At 74.4% G+C, this 24,361-nt stretch carries 24 protein-coding genes; 8 read left to right on the top strand and 16 right to left on the bottom strand.

Annotated features, from left to right (window positions below; translation table 11 throughout):
- Nucleotides 1-51: 51 nt before the first annotated feature.
- On the top strand, nt 52-1,179 hold the full coding sequence (locus tag ACH4TP_RS28840) for an Lrp/AsnC family transcriptional regulator (protein ID WP_398439510.1): 1,128 nt from the start codon (nt 52-54) through the stop codon (nt 1,177-1,179).
- Here the strand turns inward: ACH4TP_RS28840 and ACH4TP_RS28835 are convergent.
- Nucleotides 1,176-1,673, bottom strand: a complete 498-nt coding sequence (locus tag ACH4TP_RS28835) for a MarR family winged helix-turn-helix transcriptional regulator (protein WP_398439509.1) — start codon at nt 1,671-1,673, stop codon at nt 1,176-1,178. The genes ACH4TP_RS28840 and ACH4TP_RS28835 overlap by 4 nt on opposite strands.
- 39 nt (nt 1,674-1,712) lie before the next feature.
- Between ACH4TP_RS28835 and ACH4TP_RS28830 the strand changes: the two genes are divergently transcribed.
- The 4 genes from ACH4TP_RS28830 (at nt 1,713) to ACH4TP_RS28815 (ending at nt 6,325) form a co-directional block, all read left to right on the top strand.
- Nucleotides 1,713-2,981 carry an MFS transporter gene (locus ACH4TP_RS28830; RefSeq protein ID WP_398183479.1) on the top strand — a complete coding sequence of 423 codons (1,269 nt, stop codon included), beginning with the start codon at nt 1,713-1,715 and terminating at the stop codon, nt 2,979-2,981.
- A 56-nt stretch (nt 2,982-3,037) separates the two neighbouring features.
- A complete protein-coding gene (locus ACH4TP_RS28825; RefSeq protein ID WP_398439508.1) occupies nt 3,038-4,513 on the top strand; it encodes a hypothetical protein in 1,476 nt (491 codons plus the stop codon).
- A gap of 247 nt (nt 4,514-4,760) precedes the next feature.
- A complete protein-coding gene (locus ACH4TP_RS28820) occupies nt 4,761-5,447 on the top strand; it encodes a hypothetical protein (RefSeq protein WP_398439507.1) in 687 nt (228 codons plus the stop codon).
- A gap of 296 nt (nt 5,448-5,743) precedes the next feature.
- Complete coding sequence (locus ACH4TP_RS28815) at nt 5,744-6,325, top strand: L,D-transpeptidase family protein (protein WP_398439506.1); 582 nt, start codon at nt 5,744-5,746, stop codon at nt 6,323-6,325.
- An 80-nt stretch (nt 6,326-6,405) separates the two neighbouring features.
- On the opposite strand, the gene ACH4TP_RS28810 is transcribed toward ACH4TP_RS28815, so the two are convergent.
- The 5 genes from ACH4TP_RS28810 to ACH4TP_RS28790 all read right to left on the bottom strand — a co-directional run bounded on the left by ACH4TP_RS28810 (nt 6,406) and on the right by ACH4TP_RS28790 (nt 12,504).
- Nucleotides 6,406-7,011, bottom strand: coding sequence for a hypothetical protein (locus tag ACH4TP_RS28810; protein WP_389235058.1), 606 nt, complete (start codon nt 7,009-7,011; stop codon nt 6,406-6,408).
- Nucleotides 7,008-8,660: a serine/threonine-protein kinase gene (locus ACH4TP_RS28805; protein ID WP_398439505.1), complete on the bottom strand. Its 1,653-nt coding sequence runs from the start codon at nt 8,658-8,660 to the stop codon at nt 7,008-7,010. The genes ACH4TP_RS28810 and ACH4TP_RS28805 overlap by 4 nt, the downstream gene beginning before the upstream one ends.
- 156 nt (nt 8,661-8,816) lie before the next feature.
- Nucleotides 8,817-10,001: an RNA polymerase sigma factor gene (locus ACH4TP_RS28800; RefSeq protein ID WP_398183574.1), complete on the bottom strand. Its 1,185-nt coding sequence runs from the start codon at nt 9,999-10,001 to the stop codon at nt 8,817-8,819.
- An 8-nt stretch (nt 10,002-10,009) separates the two neighbouring features.
- Entirely contained in the window at nt 10,010-10,417 is a 408-nt protein-coding gene (locus ACH4TP_RS28795) for a YciI family protein (protein WP_389235480.1), read from the bottom strand.
- Nucleotides 10,418-10,548: 131 nt separating this feature from the next.
- A complete protein-coding gene (locus ACH4TP_RS28790; protein WP_398439673.1) occupies nt 10,549-12,504 on the bottom strand; it encodes an ATP-binding protein in 1,956 nt (651 codons plus the stop codon).
- A gap of 419 nt (nt 12,505-12,923) precedes the next feature.
- Here ACH4TP_RS28790 and ACH4TP_RS28785 point away from each other — a divergent pair, with 419 nt between their 5' ends.
- Nucleotides 12,924-13,877: a terpene cyclase gene (locus ACH4TP_RS28785; RefSeq protein WP_389235052.1), complete on the top strand. Its 954-nt coding sequence runs from the start codon at nt 12,924-12,926 to the stop codon at nt 13,875-13,877.
- A gap of 86 nt (nt 13,878-13,963) precedes the next feature.
- Here ACH4TP_RS28785 and ACH4TP_RS28780 read toward each other — a convergent pair whose 3' ends face one another.
- On the bottom strand, nt 13,964-14,617 hold the full coding sequence (locus tag ACH4TP_RS28780; RefSeq protein ID WP_398183496.1) for a LysE family translocator: 654 nt from the start codon (nt 14,615-14,617) through the stop codon (nt 13,964-13,966).
- An 81-nt stretch (nt 14,618-14,698) separates the two neighbouring features.
- Entirely contained in the window at nt 14,699-15,271 is a 573-nt protein-coding gene (locus ACH4TP_RS28775) for a TetR/AcrR family transcriptional regulator (RefSeq protein WP_398439504.1), read from the bottom strand.
- Between the two features lie 92 nt (nt 15,272-15,363).
- Between ACH4TP_RS28775 and ACH4TP_RS28770 the strand changes: the two genes are divergently transcribed.
- Both ACH4TP_RS28770 and ACH4TP_RS28765 read left to right on the top strand, forming a co-directional pair.
- The gene (locus ACH4TP_RS28770) at nt 15,364-15,759 is read left to right on the top strand and encodes a nuclear transport factor 2 family protein (protein WP_398439503.1); all 396 of its coding nucleotides are present in this window, start codon (nt 15,364-15,366) and stop codon (nt 15,757-15,759) included.
- 50 nt (nt 15,760-15,809) lie between these two features.
- Nucleotides 15,810-16,820: an NAD(P)-dependent alcohol dehydrogenase gene (locus ACH4TP_RS28765; protein WP_398183505.1), complete on the top strand. Its 1,011-nt coding sequence runs from the start codon at nt 15,810-15,812 to the stop codon at nt 16,818-16,820.
- Between the two features lie 11 nt (nt 16,821-16,831).
- On the opposite strand, the gene ACH4TP_RS28760 is transcribed toward ACH4TP_RS28765, so the two are convergent.
- The 8 genes from ACH4TP_RS28760 to ACH4TP_RS28725 form a co-directional block, all read right to left on the bottom strand.
- Nucleotides 16,832-17,623 (bottom strand): DUF4239 domain-containing protein, encoded by a 792-nt coding sequence (locus tag ACH4TP_RS28760; protein ID WP_389235037.1) that lies wholly within the window; start codon nt 17,621-17,623, stop codon nt 16,832-16,834.
- A 150-nt stretch (nt 17,624-17,773) separates the two neighbouring features.
- Entirely contained in the window at nt 17,774-18,517 is a 744-nt protein-coding gene (locus tag ACH4TP_RS28755; RefSeq protein WP_398439502.1) for a 4'-phosphopantetheinyl transferase family protein, read from the bottom strand.
- Between the two features lie 7 nt (nt 18,518-18,524).
- Nucleotides 18,525-19,817, bottom strand: coding sequence for an MFS transporter (locus ACH4TP_RS28750; RefSeq protein WP_398439501.1), 1,293 nt, complete (start codon nt 19,815-19,817; stop codon nt 18,525-18,527).
- A 49-nt stretch (nt 19,818-19,866) separates the two neighbouring features.
- Nucleotides 19,867-20,220 (bottom strand): hypothetical protein, encoded by a 354-nt coding sequence (locus ACH4TP_RS28745; protein WP_389235028.1) that lies wholly within the window; start codon nt 20,218-20,220, stop codon nt 19,867-19,869.
- Entirely contained in the window at nt 20,217-21,497 is a 1,281-nt protein-coding gene (locus ACH4TP_RS28740) for a glutamate synthase-related protein (RefSeq protein WP_398439500.1), read from the bottom strand. Before ACH4TP_RS28740 ends, ACH4TP_RS28745 begins: the two co-directional genes overlap by 4 nt.
- Nucleotides 21,494-22,498 (bottom strand): asparagine synthetase A, encoded by a 1,005-nt coding sequence (locus ACH4TP_RS28735; RefSeq protein ID WP_389235022.1) that lies wholly within the window; start codon nt 22,496-22,498, stop codon nt 21,494-21,496. The genes ACH4TP_RS28740 and ACH4TP_RS28735 overlap by 4 nt, the downstream gene beginning before the upstream one ends.
- 55 nt (nt 22,499-22,553) lie before the next feature.
- Nucleotides 22,554-23,867 carry a methylaspartate mutase gene (locus ACH4TP_RS28730; RefSeq protein WP_398439499.1) on the bottom strand — a complete coding sequence of 438 codons (1,314 nt, stop codon included), beginning with the start codon at nt 23,865-23,867 and terminating at the stop codon, nt 22,554-22,556.
- Nucleotides 23,864-24,274 carry a cobalamin B12-binding domain-containing protein gene (locus ACH4TP_RS28725; RefSeq protein WP_389235016.1) on the bottom strand — a complete coding sequence of 137 codons (411 nt, stop codon included), beginning with the start codon at nt 24,272-24,274 and terminating at the stop codon, nt 23,864-23,866. The genes ACH4TP_RS28730 and ACH4TP_RS28725 overlap by 4 nt, the downstream gene beginning before the upstream one ends.
- Nucleotides 24,275-24,361 lie beyond the last annotated feature (87 nt).

Raw genomic sequence — 24,361 nt, 5'->3', positions numbered from 1 at the left:
TCGTGGCCATCCGCGCCAACGACAGAGATCATCCGCAGGAAACCACCGTTCATGAGCATTCCGCTGCTGGAACCGGCCGCCGCGTCCGGCGTTCTCGACGAGCTCGACCACCTGCTGATCACCGCGCTGCAGACCTCGCCGAGGGCCCGGTGGGAGCGGATCGGCGCGGCCGTCGGCGTGGACGCCTCGACGGCGGCGCGCCGCTGGAAGCGGCTGACCGAGGCCGGTCACGCCTGGATGAGCTGTCACCCGGCCGGCATCGGCCCCACTCCGCCGACCGTCGCCGTCATCGAGGTCGACTGCGTCTCCGGGAACCTGCACGAGGTGGCCGCCGCCATCGTCGACGACCCGCACCTGATCACCATCGACCACGTCACCGGCTCCCGGGACCTGGTCCTCACGGCGGCGTTCCCCGACCAGGCGGCGCTCGCCCGCTACGTGGGCCTGCGCCTGGAGGCCCTTCCCGGGGTGGCCGCGACGCGGTCGCAGATCGCCTCCACCGTGCATGCCGTCGGCAGCCGCTGGCGCCTCGACCGGCTCGCCCCGGGAAGCAGGGAGGACCTGGCGCGGGACCCGTCCGGCGGCGGGACCGGCATCGGCCGGGGCCTGTCCTCCGCCGACGACCTCGACCACCGGCTGCTCGCCCTGCTCGCGCAGGACTGCCGGCAGTCGGTCGCCGTCCTCGCCCGGAGCAGCGGGGCGAGCGCGAGCACCGTGCGGCGGCGGCTCGACCGCTTCCACCGCGCGGACGCCCTCGTCTACCGCTGCGAGGTGGCGCGGTACCTCTCCGGCTGGCCGGTCGCGGTCACCTTCTGGGGCGTCGCGCCGCCCGACGCGACGGCCCGGATCACCTCGCAGCTCATCGCCCAGCGCGAGACGCGTCTCTGCGCCTCCCTCTCCGGCCCGTACAACCTCCTGCTGACCGTCTGGCTGCGCTCCGTGGAGGACATGCCCTCCTTCGAGAGCCGTCTGTACGCCCGCTTCCCCGAGCTCACGGTCACCGACCGGGCCGTGACGCTCTGGCCCCTCAAGCTGGCCGGCCAGATCCTCGATCCGCGGGGCCGCCGCATCCGGGGCGTTCCGGTGGCCTTCTGGCACGATCCGGCCGCCGAACGCTCGGAGGCGGACCTCGTCCGTCGCCTCGCCACGCCCCGCCCGAAGCCGGCGGCGACCGGCTAGTCGCTCGCCGTCAGCGTGACGGCGAGCCGCTCCAGCAGGTCCGCGAGGTGCGCCTGTTCGTCCTCGCCGAGCCCGGAGAGGAGGCGGCGCTGGTTGTCCAGGTGGACGGCGATGAGCTCGTCGGTGAGGGCGACGCCTTCGGTGGTGAGGGCGATGAGGCGGCCGCGCGAGTCGGTCTCGTCGACGGTGCGGGAGACCAGGCCCCGGGCTTCGAGGCGGTCGACGCGCTTGGTGATGGCGCCGGTGGTGACGAGGACGGTGCGGCTGAGTTCGCCCGCCGACAGGGCGTAGGGCTCGCCGGCCCGTCTCAGCGCGGCGAGCAGGTCGAAGTCTCCGCTGCCCAGGCCCGCCGCGGCGAAGGGCGGGCGCAGTCGCTGGTCGAGCGTGTGGGTGAGCCGGAAGAGCCGGCCGATGACGAGCATCGGCGACGCGTCCAGGTCGGGGCGCTCTCGGTTCCACTGGTCGACGATGGTCACGATGGCATCGGGCTCCATCCCTTCACTATATCTTCCACGGATGATAAATTATCTTCCGTGGAAGATACCAGCGTCCGCAAGGCCGCCGCACACACGGACCACCCCTCCGAGACCCCCTCCCCCGCACGCCGCCGCCTCATCGCCTCCAGCCTGGCCACCTCGATAGGCGACGGCATCTACGTGCCGCTGACCATGCTGTTCATCCATGGACTCACCGGCCTGTCCCTCACCTCGATCGGCACGGGACTCACCATCGCCGGCCTCAGCGCGCTGGCCTTCATGCCCGCCGCGGGCATCCTCATCGACCGCTTCGGCGGCCGCCGCGTCCTCATCGCCGTGCTCGTCCTGCGCGCGATCGGCTTCGCCGCCTACCCGTTCGCCGACTCCTACCCCGCCTTCCTGACGATCGCCCTGATCGTGGCCGTGGGAATGTGGGCCTCCTCGCCGAGCCAGCAGTCCCTCATCGGCGACCTCGCCCAGGGCGCCGAGCGGGACCGGCTCCTGGCCTGGGACCGCAGCCTGCGCAACGCCGGAATGGGAGCAGGCAGCCTGGCCGCCGCGGGCATGCTCGCGTGGAACGGGACCACCGGCTTCATCGTCGCCGCCGAGGCCCTGGCCGCCGTCTTCGCCGTCGCCGCCGTACTGGTCGCCCGGATCCCCCGGGTCCGCGGCGTCACCAAGCGGCCGGACACGCGCGGCGGATACCGCCAGGTGCTCGCCGACCGCCCCTACCTCCTCCTCACGACCGCCAACTTCCTCATCGCCTTCGGCTACACCACCCAGGCCATGGCCCTCCCGGTCTTCCTCACCCGCGACGTCGGCCTCCCCGACGCCCTGGCCGGGGCCGTCTTCGCGGTCAACACCGTCCTGGTCGCCACCCTCGGCGTCCCCGCCGCCCGCCTGACCGCCCGCGGCAGACGCACCCGTACGGCCGCACTCGGCGCCGTCACCTTCGCCCTCTCCTTCGCCGCGTTCGCCTTCCTCCCCCGGCTGGTCCACGGCCCGGACGCCCTCATCGCCGTCCTCGCGGTCGCCGCGCTCTACACCGCCGGCGAACTCATCCACTCCGCCCCCGCCCAGAGCCTCTCCGTCCAGGCCGCCCCCGACCACCTCCGAGGCCGCTACCTGTCGGTCCACCAGCTCTCCTGGTCGATCTGCCGCACCATCGCCCCCATGCTCCTGGGCTTCCTCCTCGACACCGGCCCGCTGCACCTGTGGACCGTCCTCGCCCTCCTGGTCCTGACCGGCGCGGCGATCCTCCTGTGCGCCGAACGCTCGCTCCCGGCCCACACGAACGTCCCCGGGGCCCGCACGCCGGCGATATGAGGTGGACCCACCGGCCGCCCTTACTGTTCCATCGGGTGGACCACGGGGAGGATCGTGTGCGCGACGCACTGCTGGGGCTGGCCGACAACCCGGCTCTCACGGACGACCTGTTCGCCCGGCTCGTGGCGAGCGACGACGAGGACGTCCTGTACGCACTGGCCGGGCGCGAGCGCCTGACCACCTCTCAGGCGGGAGCACTGCTCGCCGTCGGCGACCCGCCGCTCACCAGGTATCTGGTACGAAGCGGGCTGGTGCCCTGGCCCGACGTGCCCGAAGACCATCCCGGACGGGCACTGGACGCGGTGATCGGCGGAGTCGCCCCGCCCGCCGTCTGGTGGGAGGCCGCCACCGATCCCGACCCGGGGGTGCGGCAGGAGGTCGCCTACGAGCTCGACGCGCCCACCGGGATCGTCGCCGCACTCGCCCACGACGCGGACCCGAAGGTCGTGGTGGGCGCCGCCGGAAACCCACGGCTCCCGCCCGAGCTGCTCCACGGTCTCGCCCGCCACCCCAGCACCGTCGTACGCGAGGCCGTCGCCGAGAACGAGGACGCGCCCGCCGAGCTGCTCTCCGCCCTCCTCGCCGACGGCGGTCACCCGGCCCCGACCCGCTGCGGCGCCTGCCACCCGCGCGAGACGGCCTGCCCCGACCACACGCCCGGCGTCCGGCGCATCCGGCTGGCGGCAGCCCGCCACCCGGCCGTGCCGCCCTCGGGACTCGCCGCGTTCCTGGACGCTCCCGAGGTCGGGACGGTCACGACGTTCGCCGCCCGCACCGATCTGCCGACCGCTTTCCTCGACCGGCTCGCCGGACATCCCACCGCCGACGTCCGCGCCGTGGTCGCCGCCAACCCCGCTGCCCCCGAAGCCCTGCTGCGTACGCTCGCCGCTGACGCCGATCCGGAGGTCCGCCGGGCCCTCGCCGAGAACCCGGCCGTCCCGCTCGATCTGCTCATCGCCGTCGTCGCACACGAACGGCTGCCCGACGAGCCGGCGCCCCGCATCGAATCCGCCACAGAGGCCGAACTCCGCACTCTCGCCGCCAGTCGAGTGGCGCAGGTCAGAGCGCTCGTCGCCGACCGCTCCCGGCTGCCGGGCGACCTCCTCGCACGGCTCGCCGCCGACCCGGACCCCGGGGTGGCCCGGCGGATCGCGGCCCGCCCGGAACTGGACCCCGACACGCTCACCGCACTGGTGGAACGGCACGGGCCGCCCGTCTTCAGCGCCCTCGCCCGCCACCCGGACTGCCCCGCCGCCCTGTTGCACCGCATGGCGGCCGAGGCGGCCACCGGCCGTCGCGTGCTGCGGGACATCGCCCGCCACCCTGCCTCCCGCCCCGAGACGCTGCTGCTCTGCCTGGCGGCCGAGGACCCGGACGTACGGCACTACGCGGCGGCCCACCCGGCTCTCCCGGTTCCGGTCCTGGAGTCGATGCTCGACGACCCCGAAGGCGAACTCGCCCGCGCCGCCGCGGAGAACCCGGCTCTGCCGGAGGCGCTGATGGAACGGATCGTCACGCGGGCTCTGCGCTGAGACCTCGGTGTGCGCCCCACCCCTCCTGCGGGTGAGCCGACGCCCCGGCAACGCACGGACCACACACTCGTACGAGTGAACCCGACTCTGCCCTTCCCGGAGGGCGGGACCCCGTCGTTACGATCGGCGCCGCTGAGGCCGATACGGCGGCGCCTGTCGTCATGTACAGACCTGACCTGCTGTTATGCCGCCACGCAGGCGCTGCGGAGGCCGGCTGTTCCGCATGTCGGCAAGGAGGGACAGGTATATGGAGCAGGGACAGAACGGAGGCCGGGACCGGCAGCAGGGTGCGGCGGAGGAGTTGGCGCGGGTGTTGCGCCGGTGGTGGGAGGAGGCCGGCGGTTCGACGGGGGGTACGCGGCCGACGCAGCAGGCGCTGGCCACGCGGCTGGGCATCGATCAGACCACGTTGTCGCGCTATCTGAACCCGAAGCACCTGTCGACCGCGCCCTTGAGGGTGGTGGAGACGCTGCACGCCCAGTTGCGCGCGCCTGCGGCGGAACTCGACCGGGCGCGGGCGTTGTGCCGGGCCGCGCTGCGGGAGAGCGGGCGTCAGCGGACGGTGGAGGGCCCCGAGGAGAACCCCGTACAGGCGGATGGTGGGGGGCACGGGTCTTCCGCGCCCGATGCCGACCGGGACGAGCGGTCGGTTGCGGACGGTGTCGATGGTCCCGGCCGGCGGCAGCGGTCCCGGTGGCTCCGGCCCGTCCTGCTCACGGCGGCCATGGTGCTGGCGTTCACCGCGGGGATGGCCGTCGACGGACGGCTCTCCGCCCGGGAGCACAGGGCCACGGCCGGGGGTGCGGCCGGTGCCGTCCCCGCGGGCAAGGCGCCGGTCGACACCTGGCTGGCCCTGCTGGTGGAGCAGCTCCCGCCCGTCAAGGCACCGCCCTACCAGCGGAACCCGAGCCCGCTGCCCTCCGCCTCCGTGTGAGGAGGGCGGCGCCCCCACCACCGCCGCCATGCGCTCCGCCCTCATGCACCGAGACATGCCCCGGACATAACCGGAGGTCAGAGCCCCGTCATACAGGCTGCATAGATGCGCCTCGGCAAGCGGCCCGGATCGTCTTCCCGCACCCTGCCGGCCCGGTGATTCTGGTTCGGCGGCCGACGCTCCCGGACAGCCCGCCCCCTCGGTGAGGCGCCCCCTCCGGGTGCTCGTTCCGGCCCGCCGCCCATCCATGCACGGCCCGGAGGCACCGAGCCGTGCGGAAAGCACGAGGGAGACGCATGAGCAGCAACGGACAGCACCTCCGCGGCACCGTGATCGCCGGGGTCCTGGCGACCGCCCTGGCCCTGGCGCCGGCCTCCGTCGCCCAGGGGACCGCCCCCGCGGCGGCGCCGGCCGGACCGACGACCCTGGTCTTCGACAAGAACCCGAAGGACCCCACCGACTCGCGGCTCCTGGTCTACAAGGGCAAGGAGCACAAGCTGTGGGCCGTCTACCGTGCCGGATCGGGCATCGGCGTCAAGGACGACTGTGCGCGCGCCAGGGGCTGGCTGCCGAACGGCACCTGGAAGATCAAGCTCAAGTCCCGCACGTACAACGGCGACCTCGTCAAGGGCTACGCCGCCTACCTCCAGGACATGAAGTGCTCCAAGGGCACGGTGACCCGGACGGAGATGCTCATCCACTCGGAGATGAACCGCGACGGCACCCAGGGCCGCACCGAGGCCCGCCGCTGGGACGGCGTCCGCGACTACAAGTCCAACGGCTGCGTGAAGCTGAGCCCCGACGACATCAAGAAGATGTTCCGGCTCTTCGACCGCCCCGACTTCGGCTGGCCCACCCACCTGCGCGTCGTGTCCTGACCATCGGCACCCCGGGGCCCGGGCCCTGACGGAAGCCGCGCCGGAGCCCTCTCGGCTCCGGCGCGGTCCTTGTACCGGCCTCACTCGCAGCGGTACGTGAACGTGCCCTCGGCCGTGTGGGGGGTGGGGGACGTGATCACGAGGCGCGCCACGGCGTGGTGGGTGCCGGGGCCCTGGAAGGTCCACAGGAGGTGGAGCCGGGCCTCCTCCTGACCGCGGGTCAGGGTTTCACGGAGGGGTGCGGAGCGGGTGCCGTCGCTGCGTTCCCAGTGGTACGTGAGGGAGCCGGGGCGGCCGTCGGTGCGGACGACGCCCGTCACGTTCGCCGTGCCGTCGCAGCCGAGCGGCGCTTCGGGTGCGGTGACCGCGACGTCCCGGACGGAGACCCGGGGGCCGTACGCGCGCCAGGCGAGGAGGGCCAGGACGGCGAGCAGGATCACGGCCGCGGGCGCGTACCGGAGCGGCCGTCGGGGGCGGGGGCCGCGGGGTGGTGGGGCGCCGGGCAGGGTGCCGTGCCAGATCTGGGCCGCCGTGGGGGTGTTCGCGGCGCGTCGTGCGGCGGCCGCGGTCACCCCCGGCCCGAAGCGCAGCACTTCGCCCTCCACGCGGTCGGGCGTCGGGTCGGGGCTCGGGCCCTCGAACCAGTGGCTGCCCAGTTCGGTGGCGCTGTAGGCGTCGTCGTTCACGTGATCACACACCGTCGGATGAAGGTCTGTTGCAGGGAACCGCCGTTCGCGGCGGCCGGGTCCGTGGTCGCGCGCACTCCCCAGTAGCAGCCGGCGCCCCGGACCGCGTGCGGGAGCGTGAGGGTGTAGTGGCCCGCTCCTTCGCGCCTCAGGGTCTCGGAGCCGTCGGGTGTGCCCGGCGAGCCCTTCTCGTCGCTGGTGAACCACTCGACGAGGAGTGTCAGCGGGCCTGTTCCGTCCGTCGTGATCTCGACGGTGGCCTCGGCGTCCGTCGGCCCGGTCTGGCGCAGGCTGGTGACGGAGACGTCCGTGACCGTGACGGGCGGCGGCGTCGTCGGGGGTGTGGTCGGTGGAGTGGTGGTGGGGGGCGGGGTGGTGGGGGGAGCCGTGGGCGGGGGTGTCTGTCCGGTCGTGGTGGTGGGCGTGGGTGTCGTCGTGGGTGTGGTCGTCGGGTCGGTCGCCGGTGGGGGTTCCGGGGTGTCCGGGGAGGCGGAGGGTTCCGGGGGCGTCGGGGGCGGAGTCGGTGTCGGTGTGCGCGTCGGGGGCGGGCTCGGGGGCGGTGGGCTCCCGCTCGGTGAGGTGTTCGTCGTCGCGAAGGCCTGGGCGGTCTCGTCGCCGTCCGTCCTCTCTGCCCCGGCCTGGGCGGCGAGGGCGAGCAGCAGGGCCAGGGCGAGCGCGGCGGCGCCCGCCGGGAGGCCGCGGAGGAGTCTCCGCCAGGGGCTTGATGGTGGTCCGGTCAGGGTCGTCGTGGCGAGCGCGGTCGTGCCCGTGGCCGTACCGCCGGAGGAGGGGAAGAGGAGCGGCAGGAGTGCGGCGAGGGCCGCGAGGCGGCCTCGGCCCCGCTCCTCCCAGTCCGGTCCGTACGCGGCCGTGGCGACCGACTCCAGTTCGCCGACGAACGCGTCGGCGTTCTCCGGTCGTTCGTGCGGGGCCTTGGCGAGGCCTCGGCGGATGAGCGGGCGCAGCGGCTCCGGTGCCTGTCCGTCGGGGACGGGTGCCTCCAGGTGCTGGAGGGCGAGTTCGGCGACGTTGTCCCCCGTGAAGGGTTTGCGTCCGGTGAGGCACTCGAAGAACGTGGCGGTCGCCGCGTAGACGTCGGCCGCGGGCGAGGCGGGGGCGCCGTTCCACTGCTCGGGCGCCATGTAGGCGGGCGTCCCGGCGATGCCGGGGCGGCTGTCGCGTCCGGCCGCGATCCCGAAGTCGACGAGTTTGGAGGATCCGTCGGCGGCGACGAGGACGTTCTCGGGCTTGTAGTCGCGGTGGACGACGCCCGCCCGGTGAGCGGCGGCGAGGCCGAGGAGCGAGCCCTTGAGGACCGTGAGGGCGGCCTCGGGTCCGGTCGCGCCCTCCCGGGCGAGGAGGGCGCGCAGGGCGACGCCGTCCACGAGCTCCATGACGATGGCAGCTCCCCGGGGCGCCTCGACGTACTCGTGGAGCGCCACGACGTGCGGGCTGTCGAGGGCGCCGAGGAGCCGGGCCTCGGAGCGGAATCCGCGGACGAAGGACTCGTCCGCGCGGAGCCGCTCGCTCAGGTACTTCACGGCCACCGGCGCTCCGGTCGCGTCGTGGACTGCCAGCGCCACGCGTCCGCTGCCGCCCGCGCCCAGCTCCCGGGACTCCGTGTAGCCCGGGACCACCCATGCGCTCATCCCCGTCCCCCCTCGGAACCGGCCGTGGCGGCCTTCCTCCACAGGGACAGATTCTCGCCACGGCCGGTTCCCGGCGACAGGGGGAAGCCGATGGTTTCCGACGCTTTGTACGGCGCGTTCCGGTCGTGCTCGACGTCCTCCGGGACCGGTGGGGAGTCAGTGACGCAGGCGGGTGTTGAGGCGGGCGGCCTGGCGGGTCAGGTGGTCGCGTTCGAGGGCGTCGGTGGCCTTCTTCGCCGCCTCGGCGTACAGCCGCGCCGCCGTCGCCGGATCGCCGGCGCGTTCGTGGAGGTACGCCGCCACCGCCGTGTACCGGGGCAGGGAGGCGTCCAGTCGCGCGAGCTCCGCCAGGCCGGCGTGCGGTCCGTCGGCCTCGCCGACGGCGACCGCGCGGTTGAGGCGGACGACCGGACTGTCGGTCAGGCGCGCGAGCTCGTCGTACCACTCGACGATCTGCACCCAGTCGGTCTCCTCGGCCCTGGGGGCGTCGGCGTGGAGCGCGGCGATGGCGGCCTGGGCCTGGAACTCGCCGAGGCGGTCGCGGGCGAGGGCCGTCTGGAGGATCTCGACGCCCTCGGCGATCGCCCGGGTGTCCCAGCGGCCGCGGTCCTGCTCGGCGAGCGGCACCAGGCTGCCGTCGGGCGCGATCCGGGCGGCGCGCCGGGCGTGGTGGAGCAGCATGAGGGCGAGGAGCCCCGCGACCTCCGGGTGGTCGATGGCGGCCGCGAGCTGCCGGGTGAGCCGGATGGCCTCGGCGGCCAGGTCGACGTCGCCCGAGTAGCCCTCGTTGAAGACCAGGTAGAGGACGCGGAGCACGGTGGCGACGTCGCCCGGGCGGTCGAGCCTTCCCCGAGCTCTCGGCTTCGCTCGAGCAGGGGAGACCCCATTGCCGGAGAGGGTGCGCTTGGCCCGGCTGATGCGCTGCGCCATGGTCGCCTCGGGCACCAGGTAGGCCTGGGCGATCTGGCGGGTGGTGAGGCCGCCGACGGCGCGCAGGGTGAGCGCGACCGCCGACGACGGCGTCAGCGAGGGGTGGGCGCAGAGGAAGTACAGCTGGAGCGTGTCGTCCGCGGAGGGCGCGGGGCCGGGCGCGGGCTCCTCCTCGAAGAGGTCCTCGCGCCGGCGCCGGGCGGTGTCGGAGCGGGTCGCGTCCAGGAACTTGCGCCAGGCCGCGGTGACCAGCCAGCCCTTCGGGTCCCGGGGAGGATCGGCGGGCCAGACGCGGACGGCCTCCAGCAGGGCGTCCTGCACGGCGTCCTCGGCCGCCGCGAAGTCGGCTCCGCGGCGGACGAGGACGGCGAGGACGCTCGGCGTGAGGCTGCGGAGCAGGGCCTCGTCCATGGGATCGGTCACTCCGTGATGGTGGGCGGCGCGGCCATGAGCGGGCGCAGTTCGAGCCACTCGTGGATCGGCTTCCCGCCGGCCCCGGGGGCGGCCGAGAGTTGCCCGGCGAGTTCGAGGGCGCGCTCGTAGGTGTCGACGTCGATCACCATCCAGCCGGCGATGAGGTCCTTGGTCTCGGCGAAGGGGCCGTCGGTGACCGGCGGGCGGCCCTCGCCGTCGTAGCGGACCCAGACCCCCTCGGGGGCGAGTCCCTGGGCGTCGACGAACTCTCCGGTCTTCTCCAGCTCGGCGGCGAAGTCGTGCATGTACCGCACGTGGGCCGAGATCTCCTCCGGGGTCCACTGGTCCATGGGCACGAAGCCGTCCGGGCACGGGGCGCCGCGGTAGTGCTTCAGCAGCAGGTACTTGGCCATGATGTTCTCCTCGGTGCCGGTGCGGCTCATTCTGGCCGCTCTCACACCGGGGACGGAGCCGGACACCGCTTCTCGACATCGCCGTCCGGATTTCTTTCGGCTTTCTTTCGGCTGTCCTTCGGCCCGGGCGGTCAGCGCTGGGCCAGGCTCGCCGGCGTCGGCGGGGTCTGCGCCCCGTCGCGGGGCACGGGGACGTGCGGACGGTGGTGGGGCACGGGGGCGCCGGCCGTCGTCGCGGCGAGGTCCAGGGCCGCGAGGAGGAGGCGCAGGGCCCGGTGGGCCTGGGGTGCGTCGAGCCGGGCTTCGAGGTCGGCCAGGGCGTGGTGGGCCCGGTGCCGGGCGCGGCCGGTGCGTCCGGCGCGGTGGTCGGCGAAGGCGCGGGCGTAGTGGGCCAGCGCCGTGGCCCAGGCGTCGTTCGCGCAGTCCGGCTGCGCGAGGGCCCGGCGGGCAGTGCGGGCCGCCGCGGCGGGGGTGTGGTGGGCCTGGACCACGGCCAGGGCGGCGAGGCTGACCGCGGGCGACGGGCCTCCGGGGGCGCCGTCGGGCGTGGTGTCCGCCGCCTGTCGGTAGTACGCGGCGGCCGCTCCGGGGTCCCGTCGCTGCCACGCCAGGGTGCCGTGGACATGGGCGATGCGGCCGATGAGGGCGTCGTCGCCGGCGAGTACGGCCGCCGGCCAGGCGAGGGACAGCAGGTGGTGTGCCGTGCCGGGGTCCCATCCCGCGCTGAGCCAGGCCGCGAGCCATCGGCCTTGTGCCACGAGCGGGCTGTCGGCGGGCAGCCGGGGCAGCAGTGCGCGGAGGTGGTCGCTGCCTTCCCGGGCGTGGTCGCGCACCGCCCACCAGAACCAGAGGTGCAGCACGGTCTCCAGGGCCGTCTCGGCATGGCCGGTCCCGTCCCCGGCGCGGTGCACGAGCGCCATCAGGTCGTCGTGCTCGTCCTGGACGGTCTGGAGCGCCTGTCGCTGGAGGCCGCTGCTCCACAGGGTCTCGGCGACGGCCGCCGCGCCGCGGAAGTGGGCGGCGTGCCGGTCCCTCGTGACGGGAAGTTCGCCCGCCGCCGCGAGCCGTTCCGTACCGAAGTCGCGGGCGGCCCGGGCCATGCGGTAGCGCGGCGGGCGCACCGCGCCCGCGTCCCCGGACACGTGGAGCACGCCCGTGGCGCTCAGCGTCGCCAGGGCGGGGGGCACCTCGTGGGGCGCGAGGTCGGAGCCCGCGCACACGAACACCGCCGCCGCCTCCGTGAAGGGCCCGGTGAAGACGCTGAGCCGGCGCCAGACCCTGCGCTGCGCCGGTTCGCACAGGGCGTGCACGGCCCCGATGGAGGTGCGCAGCGTGCGGTGCCGCAGCAGGAGCGGGGCCGGGTCGGCGAGCCGGCACTGGCCGGATTCGAGGTGGGCGGCCAGCTCCGTCATCGTCCACTCCCCCAGTCGGCCCGCGGCCAGTTCGAGGGCCAGGGGTACGCCTTCCAGGAGCCGGCACACCCGGGCCACGGCCGCCGGGTCGGCCTCCTCGCTCCATCCGCGTTCCCGTGCGCGGGAGACCAGGAGCTCCGCCGCGGGGGACGGACCGGTCTGACCGGGTGGCGCCTCCACGGGCAGGGGTCCCAGTCGGATCGCCTTCTCGTCGCCGAGCCCGAGCGGCCGCCGCGCGGTCACCAGGACCCGTACGGTCGGCCGGGCGATCAGGAGGGTCTGGACCAGGCCGATGCATTCCGTGTGCACGGGGTCGACGTCGTCCAGGAAGAGCAGCACCTCGCCGGTGGGGTCCGTGCCTGCCGGGTCCCGGGGCGGGTCGGCGGCGTCGAGTGCCCGGGCGACCCGTGCCGTCAGCGCCCGGCGGCCCACGGGGATCGCGTCGTGCCACCGCACCCGGACCACCGTGTGCGAGGGGCCGTCGGCGGGGGCCGTGACGGCGGCCAGGGCCAGGCGGCTCTTCCCCGTCCCGGCCGCCCCGGTCACGGTGACGAGCCGGTGCCCGGCGACGGCGGACCGGAGCGCGGCGAGCTCCCCGTCACGTCCGACCAGGGCGTGACCGCCCCGGAAGCGGTCCACGAACCGGGCGTCGTGCCCCTCGCCCCGATTCCACATCTCCGGCACCGGGCATCCTCCAGATCTTCGCTCTCGCCACCGACCCGCCAAGATCGCGAGTCGGTACAGAACCCGCAGGTCCCGGGTGCAGAACCGTCACTGCACCAGGCGTCACGGCAACCCCAACGCGCTCCCCCGTCCACGGGTGGCGCGGACGGGGGCCGAACCACCCTCCGCAACGAACGATGGAACGCGTGACCGACACGAGGGAGCGGCCGCGTCGACCCGGCCGGCGGATATCAGACAGTCGCGCCCAAACCCGCCCGAAGCCTCCCCGACTCCGGCCGATCCGGATGCACTTGTTCCATGGCTGGAAAGCAATCCTCTTGACCTACCCGGCAGTTGATGATCAATTCAAGTACTCTTCGATCGCGCCCGGGGCGTCACGGGATCACCCGGGCTCAGAACCTGGGGGGCCAATGTCCAACGCGATCATGCTCGACCTGCCGTTTCCGCCTCGCGGCAATCCGAACCAGGCAGCCGTCGCGCAGCTCCACCGGCACTGGCTCCTCCGCAACGAGGGACTCACCGCCGCCATCACCCTGCCCGCGTACGACAAGTGGGACGTGCCCCGGCTCGCCGCGTTCACCAGCCCGGACTCCCCCGCCGAGGAGCTCGCCCTCGCCGCGGACCTCCTCGGCTTCTACTTCCTCTTCGACGACGGGTTCGACTCGGAGCTCGGCCGGTCGCCCGCGCAAGTGGCGGAGATATGCCGCCGCCTGACGGGCCTTCTGTACGGGGACGGCCCCGCGCCCGACGCCCGTACCCCCGTCGAGCAGGCCTTCGTCGACCTCTGGGAACGCAGCGCGCGCGGCATGTCGGCCCGCTGGCGGGCCCGGTCCGCCTACAACTGGGAGTGGTACTTCGCATGCCACCCTGCCGAGGCCGCCGGCCGGCTCTCCGGACGGCTCCCGGACCGGGAGGGCTATCTGGCGCTCCGCCGGGGCACGGCCGCCATGGAGACCCTCTTCGACATGGTCGAGCGGCTCAACCGGTTCGAGCTCCCGCAGGAGGTCCTGCACCATCCGTCCTTCCGCCGGATGCGCCAACTGGCCGCCGACATACCGTCGTTCACCAACGACGTGCACTCGTACGCCCAGGAGCTCGCCCGTGGCGACGTCGCCAACCTGGTGATGATCGTCCGCGAGGAGCGCGGCGGCACCCCCGAGGACGCGGCGGCCCAGGTGATGCGCGAGGCCCAGGCGATGGTCGACCGCTTCGTGGAGCTGTCGTCCGAGGTCCCCGAGATCTGCGAGCTCCTCGGCCTCGCCCCGGCCGCCCGCGAGGCCGCCGACCGGTACGTCGACGGCCTCGCCGCCTGGATCTCCGGCTACCACCGCTGGGAGATCGACACCGGCCGCTACGACCGCTGAGCCGCGACACCCGACGGGCTCATGGACGCGCGCCGCTCCGGCCCCGGGGCCTCCCCGACGGAGAGGGCCCCGGGGCCGGGCCGCGCTCAGGTGTCTCCGAGCGCCAGCTTGATGCCGAAGCCGACGAGCACCGTGCCGGTGATCGCGTCGATGCCCCGCCGCACCGAGGCGCGGTTCAGCCAGCGGCGGACGAGCTGGGTGCCGAAGATCAGGGCGCTGAACCAGACCAGCCCCTCCAGGTCGTGCACGGTCGCCAGGACGACGCCCATCAGCAGGTGCGGGGCGTCAGCGGGGATGAACTGGGGCAGCATCGCCATGTAGAAGACGCCGTTCTTCGGGTTCAGCAGGCTGGTGCCCACCCCGCGCGCCCAGCACCGCACCCACGTCGCCTCCGCGGCCGTGGCTTCCGCCCCGTCCGCCGCGTCCCCCGCCCCGGTCCGGCCGCGCTCCTTGAGCACCCGGCGGATCATGCCGATCCCCAGCCACGCCAGGTACCCGGCACCGGCCAGGCGCAGCGCGTCGTACAGCAGTCGGGACGCCGTGAGCACCGCCGAGGCGCCGACCGCGGCGGCCACACCCCACACGAGCACACCGCAGAGGATCCCCAGGGCCGTCGCGAAGGCCCGGCTCCGGCCCAGGGTGATGGCGGAGCGCAGCACCAGAGCGGTGTCGAGGCCCGGCATGATGGTCAGCATCCCCGCCACTACGGCGAAGGAGGCGATGGCAGAGGTGACGGTCATGCGGCCATCCTGGAGCCGCGGCCGCGATCACGTCCAACGCGGTCCGCTTCACCTCCCATCAGCGGAACTGATACCGCCTCGTCACGCGCGGCCGGCGCCGACGAGGTGCTCGGCGAGGTCGCGGGCCGCGGCGGCGTGCCCGGTGCCGGGGCGGGTCGCACCGGTGGCGAGGAGGCCGTCGACGAGGAGGAGCAGCTGGTCGGCCGCGAAGCCGGGCCGCGCATGCCCGAGGGCGGTGAACTCCTCGGCGAACAGGCCGTGGAGGGTGCGCCGGTACTCCCTGGTGACCTCGTGGCCGGGATGGTCCGGGTCCGTGAGCGCGAGGTCGGCGGCGAGGTACCGGCACCCGTGGAAGCCGGGGTCGGCGGCGATGACGCCGAGCCGATCGACGACGGCGAGGATCCGGTCCCGGGGGTCGTCCCCCGCGGCGTCCATGGTGGAGCGGTACCGCTCCACGTCCTCGGCGGTGCTGCGGCGCAGCACTTCGGCGATGAGCCCGTCCTTGCCGCCGAAGTGCTCGTACAGCGAGCGGCGGGCGACGCCGGCCTCCTTCAGCAGGGCGTCCACGCCGATACCGACTCCCTGACTGTAGGTCAACTCCTGTGCGGCGAGCAGGAGTCGCTCGCGGGGTCCGGGCTTCACGGAAGTACTCATGCCTCGATTCTGCAGCACTTGACACGGTAGATCAACCGGTCTATCTCTTTACCTCGTAGACCGACTGGTCTATCTCTTCTGAGGAGGCGTCCATGTCCGTACGCACCACCGCCGAAGTCATCGACCGTTTCAACCGCGCGTTCACCGACCGCGAGGCCGGCCTCCTGACCGACCTGATCGCCGAGGACTGCGTCATGGAGAGCGTCCAGCCCGCGCCGCGCGGGGAGCGGGTCCTCGGGGGCGAGGCGTGTACGGAGTGGTGGTCGGCCCTCGTCGACGACCGCACCGCGCGGTTCACCCCGCAGGAGGTGATCGTGGCGGGCGACCGCGCGACGATCGTGTGGACCTACCGCTTCGGGGACGGCCCCGACCAGTGGGTGCAGGGCGTCAACGTCATGCGGGTGACGGACGGCCGGATCGTCGAGGCGCTCGGCTTCAGCAAGACCGCGGGGGAGGTCCCGCTGGCCGCCCAGTCCGCCGACGCGTGATGCCCGGCGAAACGACCCGCCCCACCCACCTCTTACGAAGGGCACGACCGATGCGGAGCTACCACCTGTCGCACAGCGGGGCCGGACTGTCCGGTCTCACCGTCCGCGAGCACGACGTCCCCACGCCCGGTCCCGGCCAGGCCCTGGTGGCCGTGCGCGCGACGTCCCTGAGCTTCCGTGAGCTCATGGTGCTCGACGGGACCTACGTCCTCCCGGTGAAGCCGGACGTCGTCCCCGTCTCGGACGGGGCCGGAGAGGTGGTCGGGGTCGGACCGGGCGTCGACGCGGTACGGGTCGGGGACCGCGTCGCCGCCACGCTCTTCCCGTCCTGGCAGGACGGCCCGTTCGCCGTCGAGCACCTCGCGCAGCGCGGCGGCTCGCTGGACGGCATGCTCACCGAGTTCGCTCTCGTCGACGCGGACTCGCTCGTGACCGTTCCCGCGCACCTGACGTACGCGGAGGCCGCCACCCTCCCCTGTGTGGCCGTTACGGCGTGGAACGCGCTGACCGGCGACGGGGCCGGGGTCCGCCCCGGCGACACCGTCGTCGTGCAGGGCTCGGGCGGCGTCTCCCTCTTCGCCCTCCAGTTCGCCGCGGCGCTCGGCGCGCGCGTGATCGCCACGACCGGAGGCCCCGCCAAGGCCGCGCGCCTGCGCGAGCTGGGCGCCGACGCCGTCGTCGACTACAGGGCCACCCCCGACTGGGCCGGCGAGGTCCGCGCCCTCACCGGCGGCCGGGGCGCCGACCGCGTCGTCGACGTCGCCGGGCTGCTCCACGAGTCCGTCCGCGCCGTCGCCCTGGCCGGCACCATCGCCTGCGTCGGCTTCACGGGCAGGACCGCCCCGCCGCTCGACCCCCAGGCCCTCTTCGCCTCCGGCGCCACCGTCCGCAGCGTGGCGGTCGGCAGCCGGGCCCAGTTCACCGCCATGAACGCCTTCATCGAGAAGCACGGGCTCCGGCCCGTCGTCGACCGCGTCTTCCCCTTCGACGAGGCCGTCGACGCCTACCGCCACTACGCCGGCGGAACCTCCTTCGGCAAGGTGGTCGTCGACCACTCCTGACCCGGCGTCGCTCACTGCTCCCAGTACTGGGCGAGCGCTCCCTCCCGGTACGGGGCCGGGCTCACGCTCAGTTCGCCGGCGAAGGGGCGGTCGAGGACGAAGACCAGGAGCAGGCTGAAACCGATGAGGGCGGCGACCGAGGCGACGAAGAGGAGCTGGATCCTGAGCTTGCGCATTCCGTAGAGGAAGGTGAGGGGCACGAGGACGACGGCGCCGCCGAACGCCAGGACCTGGAGGAGCGGCGGGAGTTCCTGCTGGGCCATGTTCAGGCGGGCACGGCGCTGGGCGGCGACGTCGTTGAGGTGGGTGACGGCCTCCTCGTAGAAGACCTCTTCGCGCGAGGACTTCGGGTCGTACGCCTGGAGGACGGTGAAGGCGGCCCGCAGGTGCCCCTCCGTGGCCCCGTAGCTCGGCTGCCCGGCGCGCATGCGGGGCCACTGGTCCTCGACGACCGCGTGGACGTAGCCGCTGAGCGCCGTGTCGAGGTCGGCGTGGACCGCGGGCGGGAAGGCGGCGGCGTCGCGGGCGATGAGCGCGGCGTCGGTGGCCTCGCTGGCGACGATCGTCTGCGTGCTGTCCAGCTGGGTCCAGAGGGTGACGATGACGAAGGCGAGGATGATCCCGTAGATCGCGCCGAACATCCCCAGGGTCACCCCGACCATGTCGTTGTGCTCCCCCCTGGCCAGCGACGGGTACCTGCGGCGGAGGAGCACGCTGCCGGCCACCGCGAGGAGGACGGTCCCGCCGACGGTGACCACGGCCAGGGTGAAGGTGCTGAAGTGATTGAGGAGCCAGAGCGACATGTGCGGGGAGTCTAGGTGCGTCGTGCGGCCGTTCCCGCCCCTCGGCGGCGATCACGGCGAATGATCACTCGCTCGTGTCGGCGATGGAACACACGGTCGCCACGCGGTGCGGCCGCCGGCCCCGGGGGCCTTTCCCGGGGCCGGTGTTGCTCACCGGCGGAGCGCGACGGCGGCGTGGTGGCCGTCGGGGACGGTGACGTCCGCCAGGAACCAGCCGGGCGGTGCGGAGGGCAGGGGGCCGGCGCCCACGTACTCGGCGGACGGGTCGGCGCCCAGGCCTGTGCCGATTCCCTTGAGGTAGGCCTCCTTTCGCGTCCAGGCGCGGGCGAACGCGGCGGGGCGGAGGGCCGGGGCGAGGGCGGCGAGTTCCGCCGCCTCGGCCGGGTGGAGGACCTCCGCGGCCTCCGTGACCGTGTGGGGCGCCGGCACCCGCTCGATGTCCACGCCGACGGGGGTGGAGGCGACGGCGATGAGACTCAGCCCCTCGCAGTGCGAGAGCGAGAAGTGCAGCCGCCCGTCGGGCAGTACGGGCCGTCCGTGCGGCTCGCCGCAGCAGGGGCACGGCGCCCGCGCCACCGACACGGTGCGGGGCGCGACGCCCAGGTGGGCGCCGAGCAGGCGGCGCAGCCCGACGTGCGCGCACAGGTAGGTGGCGCGGTCGCCCGAGCGGCGGAACTCCTCGGCGCGGGCCAGTTCCTCGGTGGCCAGGACGAGGGGCGCGTACCGGGTGACGGCGTCCTGATGGGCCTCGGTGGCCACCAGCCACAGCTGCGGCCGGACGGGACGCAGTCCGGGCAGCCGGGTCAGGGCCGTCGTCAGGGGCGGGAGCGTCGAAGGGATCAGGGGGCCGGCCGGAGGGGCCGCCGGCGACGGCGGGGAAACCAGCGGGATCATGTCTGCCTCACACGGAAGTGGCGGTGGGCTCCGGTGCGGTACGGGTACGGGCCTCGGCGCGCGGTGCGACGGTGGCCGCCCCACCGCGCAGGGCGACGGCCGCGGCGACCGGGGAGAGGAGGGCGAGGCCCGCGCACAGCAGCCAGGTCCCGGTCACCCCGAGGTAGAGCGAGACGGGGCTGAAGACGGCCAGGGACAGCGGTGCCGCGCCGATGCCGGAGAGCGCGAAGGTGGACATCGCGGCCCCCATCCGGCCCTCGGGGACGGCCTGCTGGTAGGCGGTGACCAGGGCGGGCCCGTTCAGGCCGGAGAGCAGGCCGACGGCGCCGGCGGTGGCGGCCAGGACGACGGCCGAGGGGACGAGCGCCATGGCGGCCATGCCGGCGGCGAGGCCGACGCCGGTCACCACGAGTTTCGTGTGCGCCGGGATGCGGTGGGCGAGCGCCGCGCCCAGGGCGGCGGACGCCAGCGCTCCGGCGCCGAAGACGGACAGGACCATGGCGACGGCGCCGACGCCCCAGCCCTGGTCGGCGGCCCGCAGGGGCAGGGCGACCTCGGCCGGCCACAGGAACGCCAGGTCCATGCAGAAGCAGGCGACGAACATCCACCGCAGGCGCGGGTGCGCGGCGAGGAGCCGGAAGCCGTCGCCGGAGCGGCGCAGCAGGGAGGGTCCCTGCGGGGTGCGTTCGGGCCGGGTCATGCCGTGGGTGACGTGGGCGGCGCAGGCCAGCCAGAGCGCGCAGCCGACGGCCGCGGCCGTCATGGCCACGGGCAGGCCTCCGACGACGACCAGCCAGGCGCCGAGGGGGGATCCGGCGATGGGGGCGAGGCGCAGCACCATGGAGAACAGGGAGTTGGCGCGGCCGAGCTGGTCCTGGGGGGCGAGCCGGGGCAGCAGGACCCCGGAGGCGGGGCCGGTGAGGCCGAGCAGGACGCCGTCGACGAGGGCGACGGCGATCAGCGGCCACAGGGACTCGGTGGTGGCGGTCACCGCCACTCCGGCCGCGAGGACGAGGACGCGGACGCTCGTCGCGCGGAGCAGGACGGCGCGGGGGCCGAGGGCGTCGGCGAGCGCTCCGCCGAAGAGGAGGAGCAGGGCGCGCGGCAGGGTGGCGGAGAGCGTGACGTACGTGACGGCTTCGCGGCCGCCGAGCTGGACCGCCGTCCAGCTCATGGCGATCAGGAGGGCGAAGCTGCCCGCCTGCACGGCGGCCTGGCCGATGACGAGGCTGCTGACGCGGCGCCAGTCGACGGCGGGCTGTGCGCCCGCCGGTGCGCTGGTCGCGGGGGTCGTTCCCATGAGGTCGGCTTTCTGTGGTCGAGGGAGGGCGGGGGGCGGTGGGTGGTGGTCAGAGGGGTGGGCGGACGTGGACCCGGATGCCGGCGGCGTCGCCCCTGAGGGTGGCGGCGACGGCCAGGGCCACGGCGCGGTCGGCGGCCCGGCGTACGGCGCGTCGCCGGCGCGGGCCGACGTCGCCGGGCCGGGTGGCGGCCTGCGCGGGCGGCCGGGGCGCCCGCAGTTCGACGCGGCCGCCGAGGTAGCCGCGGCCCGCCTCGGCGAGGGCCCGCTGCGCGGTGTGCCTGGCGGTGGCGGCGAGGCCGGTCCCGGCGTGGGAGACCGTGACGGTGATGCCCGGGGCCTCCCGGACGGAGAAGCAGGCGTGGACGGCGCGGTCGCGGCCGCGCCGCCGGTGCGCGGTCACGGCGTCGCCCCCACCGGGTCGGTGGCGGCCGGGAGCGGCGCGTGTCCTTCGGGCCACCAGAGGTCCTCGGGGTCCAGGGCGGCGACGGTGTACTTGCCCAGCGCGCTGATCAGCAGCCGCAGTTCGAGGGCGATGCCGTCGGCGAGGCGCTCCAGGCCGTGTTCGGGGTCCTCGTCGACGGCCACGAGCGCGGCCCGGCCCAGGCCGACGGCGGTGGCGCCGAGGGCGAGGGCGCGTACGGCGCGGCCGCCCTCCCACATGCCGCCGGAGGCGAGGAGGCAGCCGTCGGGGCGGCCGATGCGGCGCAGGCAGGCGGCGAGCGGCAGGCCGACGTGGTCGAGGAAGACGCCCGGGGCCCAGCCGGTGCCGCCTTCGGCGCCGTCGACGGTGACGGCGTCCGCTCCGGCGGACCAGGCGGTGCGGGCGGCGTGGGCGATGTCGCGGCCCGGGTGGAACTTCACCCAGGTGCGGGCCTTGGGGAAGTTGTTCCGCATGAAGCGCAGCTGCTGGCGGAGGATCTCGTCGGTGAAGGTCCCGGGGGTGGCGCAGCGCAGTCGGCGCTCGCCGTCCGCGCCGAGGACCGGGCTGACGGTGAAGCGGCGGGCGAGCTGCTCGGCCTCGGCCCGGTCGACGACCGTCATGCCGCCGAGGCCGGGTTTCGCGCCCTGACCGGTCTTCAGCTCGAAGGCGAGCCGGCCGGTCTCCAGGAGGGGGCGGAAGGCGGGGTCGCTGTAGAGGAGGTTCCAGACCTCGGAGTCGGCGTCCTCGGTGGACTGCTGGACGACGATGCCGCCGGTTCCGTCGGGCGCGGCGTCGAGGTAGGCCTCGACGCGGGCGAGGAGCGCGGAGCGGGTGGCGTCACCGGCGCGGCGGTAGCCGTGCACGGGGATCATGTTCTCCCCGATGACCATGGGGATGCCGAGGCGGGCGGCCTGCCGGCTCGCGTGGACGGCGAGGTCGCCGCTGCCGGCACGGGTGGAGCCGAAGGCGGACAGGTAGAGGGGCAGCCGGGCGGTGAAGCCGCCGACGCGGGTGGAGAGGTCGACGTCGGTGAACTCCGGCTCGCGGGCGAGGTCGATGAGCTTCTCCAGGCGCTGGGGCATGAAGACGGGCGGGACGATGCGGGCCCGGTCGAGCTCGTCGGCGGGGGTCGCCGTACCCGGTCCGTACAGCTGTGTGCCGTACGTGGCGGGGTCGGGGAAGACCTCGGCGGTGCCGTTGCGGGCGCGGGCGCGGATCGCCCGCTCGGGGAAGCCGGGGGCGCCGAGGGCGGTCACGGGGCCACCACCCCGGGGAGCTTGGGGTAGGCGCTGACCTGCCAGAGGGCGTCGAGGCCGGTGAGGAAGCGGACGAGGCGCTGGAGGCCCATGCCGAATCCGGCGCTGGACGGCATGCCGTCGCGGGCCTCCTGGAGGTACCAGGCGTACTTGGCGGGGTTCTCGCCGCTCTCCCGCATGCGGGTGACGATGGTGGCGTAGTCGGCCTCGCGCTCGCTGCCGGAGACCAGCTCGCCGTATCCGTGCGGGGCGATCAGGTCGAAGTTGCGCAGGACGCCGGGGCGTTCGGGGTCCTCCCGGTCGTAGAAGCCGCGGGAGCCCTTGGGGTAGTCGTTGACGAAGAAGGGGCGGTCGCTCTCCAGGGAGAGGAGGCGCTCCCCTGCCCAGTCGATCTCGCCGTCGGGGTTCTGCGGGTGGCCGGCGGCGAGGAGCCGGGCGACGGCGTCGTCGTGGGTGCGGACGTCGTACTTGCCGGCGCGGATGTCGGCGAAGTCGCCTTCGACGCGGCCGAGTCCGGTCAGGATCTCGGGGACGGCGGTCCACACGTGCTCGGTGACGTGCGTCAGCAGGCCTGCGGCGATCTCCTGGGCGTCCTCGCGGCTCCCGTCGGCGATCTCCACGTCGATCTGGTGGAACTCGACGAGGTGACGGCCGGTGCCGGCGGTCTCCTCGGGTTCGACGCGCACGTTGGGGGCGATGTAGAAGAGCCGGGGGAAGCCCCGCAGGGAGGCCTGCTTGTAGAGGATGGCGCTGGTCATCAGCTTGTACGGGTGGCCGTAGTAGTCGACGTCGAGGGCCTTGGCGCCGCGGCCGCCGGGGTCGGTGACGGGTCCGACGAGCGGGGGCAGCAGCTCGGTGAAGCCCTCGCCGCGCAGGAACGCGCGGGCGGCGTGGAGGGCCTCCTGCTGGACGAGCATGGCGGCGCGCAGCCGGGGCGAGCGGAGGTGTTCGCCGAGCGGGGGCGGGCCGGCCGGGGTGCCGGTGGGGTCGGGATTCTCCATGGCGGGACTCCTGTTCGGGACGGTCGGGAGTGCTCTGCTGAGGGGGTGGGGCGGTTCAGACGGTGACCGGGGTGGCCTGCGGCCGGTCGTGGTCGTCGCCGCTGTCGTGGTGCCGGGGGCTGTCGTAGCGGTCGGCGACGTGGTGGAGGGCGGCGAGCAGGCCGGCCGAGGTGAGGGGTGCGGCGTCCGCCGCCGTGTCCGGGCGGATCGGCATGGCGCCGGTCCGGGCCCAGCGGAGGCGGCCCCCGGGGTCGACGCGGCCGAGGGAGCGGCCGGCGTTGTCGGGGTGGAGGCAGAAGGGCACGTCGAGCAGCCCTCGTTCGAAGGCGGCCGGCAGGGCCCGGGACAGGTCGGGGTGGAGGCCGAGGACGGTCTCGACGAGGGTGCGGGCCTCCTCGTACACCTCGCCGCCCTCCTCGGCGGTACGGTCCGGGGCCGGGGGTCCGGCGAGCGCGGCGGCCGCGGCGGCGGTCTCCAGGGCGCGGACGTTCTCCTCGACGGTCGGGATGCGGTGGGCCTCCGCCGTGGTCTTGACGATGAGGCGGCCGGCGCCGGAGCGCACGGCGAGCCGGGCGGAGGCCTCCAGGAGGCGGGTGGCGCCCTGTTCGGTGCGCGGGTAGACGCCCATGTAGGTGTAGAGGACGACGTGGTGGTCGACGTCCCCGGGCAGGAGCTCGGCGGCGAGGCGGCGCAGGGCGCGCAGGGCCTCCTCGTCCTGGTCCGGGTCGGTCTGCTGGGCGTAGCTGAGCGAGACGCTGCGCAGCCCGTACTGGACGAAGAAGAGGCATTCCAGGACGCTCACGGCCACCAGGAGCCCGGGCGGGCAGAGCTGGCCGAGGAGGCAGCCGCCGAAGCTCTCCAGGTGCGGTACGGCTCCGGGGCGCGTGCCGGTGGCGAGGAGTTCGCAGGCGCGGGCCCAGGCGGTGACGGACTCCCGCAGCGGGGTGCGGCCGTAGGGCAGGCAGTAGGAGACGGGGCCGCCTTCGGTGGCGTCGAGGCCGGCCGCGGTGAGCGCCCGGACGATGGGCAGGGGGCGGGCGGAGCCGTGCCGGACCTGTACGGGGAAGTCGGCGTCGAACAGTCCGTCGAGGACGGCCCGGGTGGTGGCCCGGGAGTGCGCGGCGATCGGGTAGCCGTTGAGGCGGCTTCCCTCGGCCACGGCGGCGCGGGCGGCGGCGAGGTCGCCGACGCGGGTATAGCTGTCGACGGTCAGCGTGCCCGCCGTGTGGGCGGTGGCGGCCCTGGTGCGGGCGAGGCCGTCCCGCATGCGGCCGGGGTCGCCGAAGCCCATGCGGGGCTGGACGACGAGCCGGCCGGCGGCCGTGGACGCCGCGACGAAGCCGCCGAAGTCGGGGGCCGGGGCGGTCAAGCCGGCACCTCCCTGCGGGCGCGCGCGGTGAGGAACGCGCGCAGGGCGTCCAGGTCCTCGCCGAGAACGGCGTCGCAGCCGGCCTCGGTCAGCCGCGCCACGTCCGCCTCCTGGCGGTGCCCGGCGACGCCGAGCTTGCCTCCGAGCACCACGGGGAGGCCGGCCAGGTCGGGTTCCGCGCGCAGCCGGCGGACGGCCGCGAGTCCGTCGCGGTAGCCGTGCCCGTTGACACTGCTGAGCACCACCGCGTCGGGCGCATGCCGCAGACAGCCGGCGACCAGCAGCTCGGCGGGGGCGCAGGGCCCGAGCCCGACGACCTGGTGGCCCTGTTCCTCAAGGAAGAGACGGAGGTACACGAGATTCCAGGTGTGGGAATCCGATGCGGTTCCGCTCAGAAGTATCTTCATGGGTCGAGGATAGATTTCCAGGGATTCCGGAAGGGGAAGTACGACCGGCAGCAAGGACCGGCACTTTCGCTCCGGAATCAATACACG

Source organism: Streptomyces sp. NPDC021012 (assembly GCF_044333355.1).
Classification (GTDB): Bacteria; Actinomycetota; Actinomycetes; order Streptomycetales; family Streptomycetaceae; genus Streptomyces.
This window is presented reverse-complemented; position numbering and strand designations above follow the sequence as displayed.

Bases quoted from the DNA above. Each gene is read 5' to 3' on its own strand.
- ACH4TP_RS28840 (WP_398439510.1), top strand. From the start codon at position 52: ATGAGCATTCCGCTGCTGGAACCGGCCGCCGCGTCCGGCGTTCTCGAC.
- ACH4TP_RS28835 (WP_398439509.1), bottom strand. From the start codon at position 1,673: ATGGAGCCCGATGCCATCGTGACCATCGTCGACCAGTGGAACCGAGAG.
- ACH4TP_RS28820 (WP_398439507.1), top strand. From the start codon at position 4,761: ATGGAGCAGGGACAGAACGGAGGCCGGGACCGGCAGCAGGGTGCGGCG.
- ACH4TP_RS28815 (WP_398439506.1), top strand. From the start codon at position 5,744: ATGAGCAGCAACGGACAGCACCTCCGCGGCACCGTGATCGCCGGGGTC.
- ACH4TP_RS28805 (WP_398439505.1), bottom strand. From the start codon at position 8,660: ATGAGCGCATGGGTGGTCCCGGGCTACACGGAGTCCCGGGAGCTGGGC.
- ACH4TP_RS28800 (WP_398183574.1), bottom strand. From the start codon at position 10,001: ATGGACGAGGCCCTGCTCCGCAGCCTCACGCCGAGCGTCCTCGCCGTC.
- ACH4TP_RS28795 (WP_389235480.1), bottom strand. From the start codon at position 10,417: ATGGCCAAGTACCTGCTGCTGAAGCACTACCGCGGCGCCCCGTGCCCG.
- ACH4TP_RS28790 (WP_398439673.1), bottom strand. From the start codon at position 12,504: ATGTGGAATCGGGGCGAGGGGCACGACGCCCGGTTCGTGGACCGCTTC.
- ACH4TP_RS28785 (WP_389235052.1), top strand. From the start codon at position 12,924: ATGTCCAACGCGATCATGCTCGACCTGCCGTTTCCGCCTCGCGGCAAT.
- ACH4TP_RS28780 (WP_398183496.1), bottom strand. From the start codon at position 14,617: ATGACCGTCACCTCTGCCATCGCCTCCTTCGCCGTAGTGGCGGGGATG.
- ACH4TP_RS28775 (WP_398439504.1), bottom strand. From the start codon at position 15,271: ATGAGTACTTCCGTGAAGCCCGGACCCCGCGAGCGACTCCTGCTCGCC.
- ACH4TP_RS28770 (WP_398439503.1), top strand. From the start codon at position 15,364: ATGTCCGTACGCACCACCGCCGAAGTCATCGACCGTTTCAACCGCGCG.
- ACH4TP_RS28765 (WP_398183505.1), top strand. From the start codon at position 15,810: ATGCGGAGCTACCACCTGTCGCACAGCGGGGCCGGACTGTCCGGTCTC.
- ACH4TP_RS28760 (WP_389235037.1), bottom strand. From the start codon at position 17,623: ATGTCGCTCTGGCTCCTCAATCACTTCAGCACCTTCACCCTGGCCGTG.
- ACH4TP_RS28755 (WP_398439502.1), bottom strand. From the start codon at position 18,517: ATGATCCCGCTGGTTTCCCCGCCGTCGCCGGCGGCCCCTCCGGCCGGC.
- ACH4TP_RS28750 (WP_398439501.1), bottom strand. From the start codon at position 19,817: ATGGGAACGACCCCCGCGACCAGCGCACCGGCGGGCGCACAGCCCGCC.
- ACH4TP_RS28735 (WP_389235022.1), bottom strand. From the start codon at position 22,498: ATGGAGAATCCCGACCCCACCGGCACCCCGGCCGGCCCGCCCCCGCTC.
- ACH4TP_RS28725 (WP_389235016.1), bottom strand. From the start codon at position 24,274: ATGAAGATACTTCTGAGCGGAACCGCATCGGATTCCCACACCTGGAAT.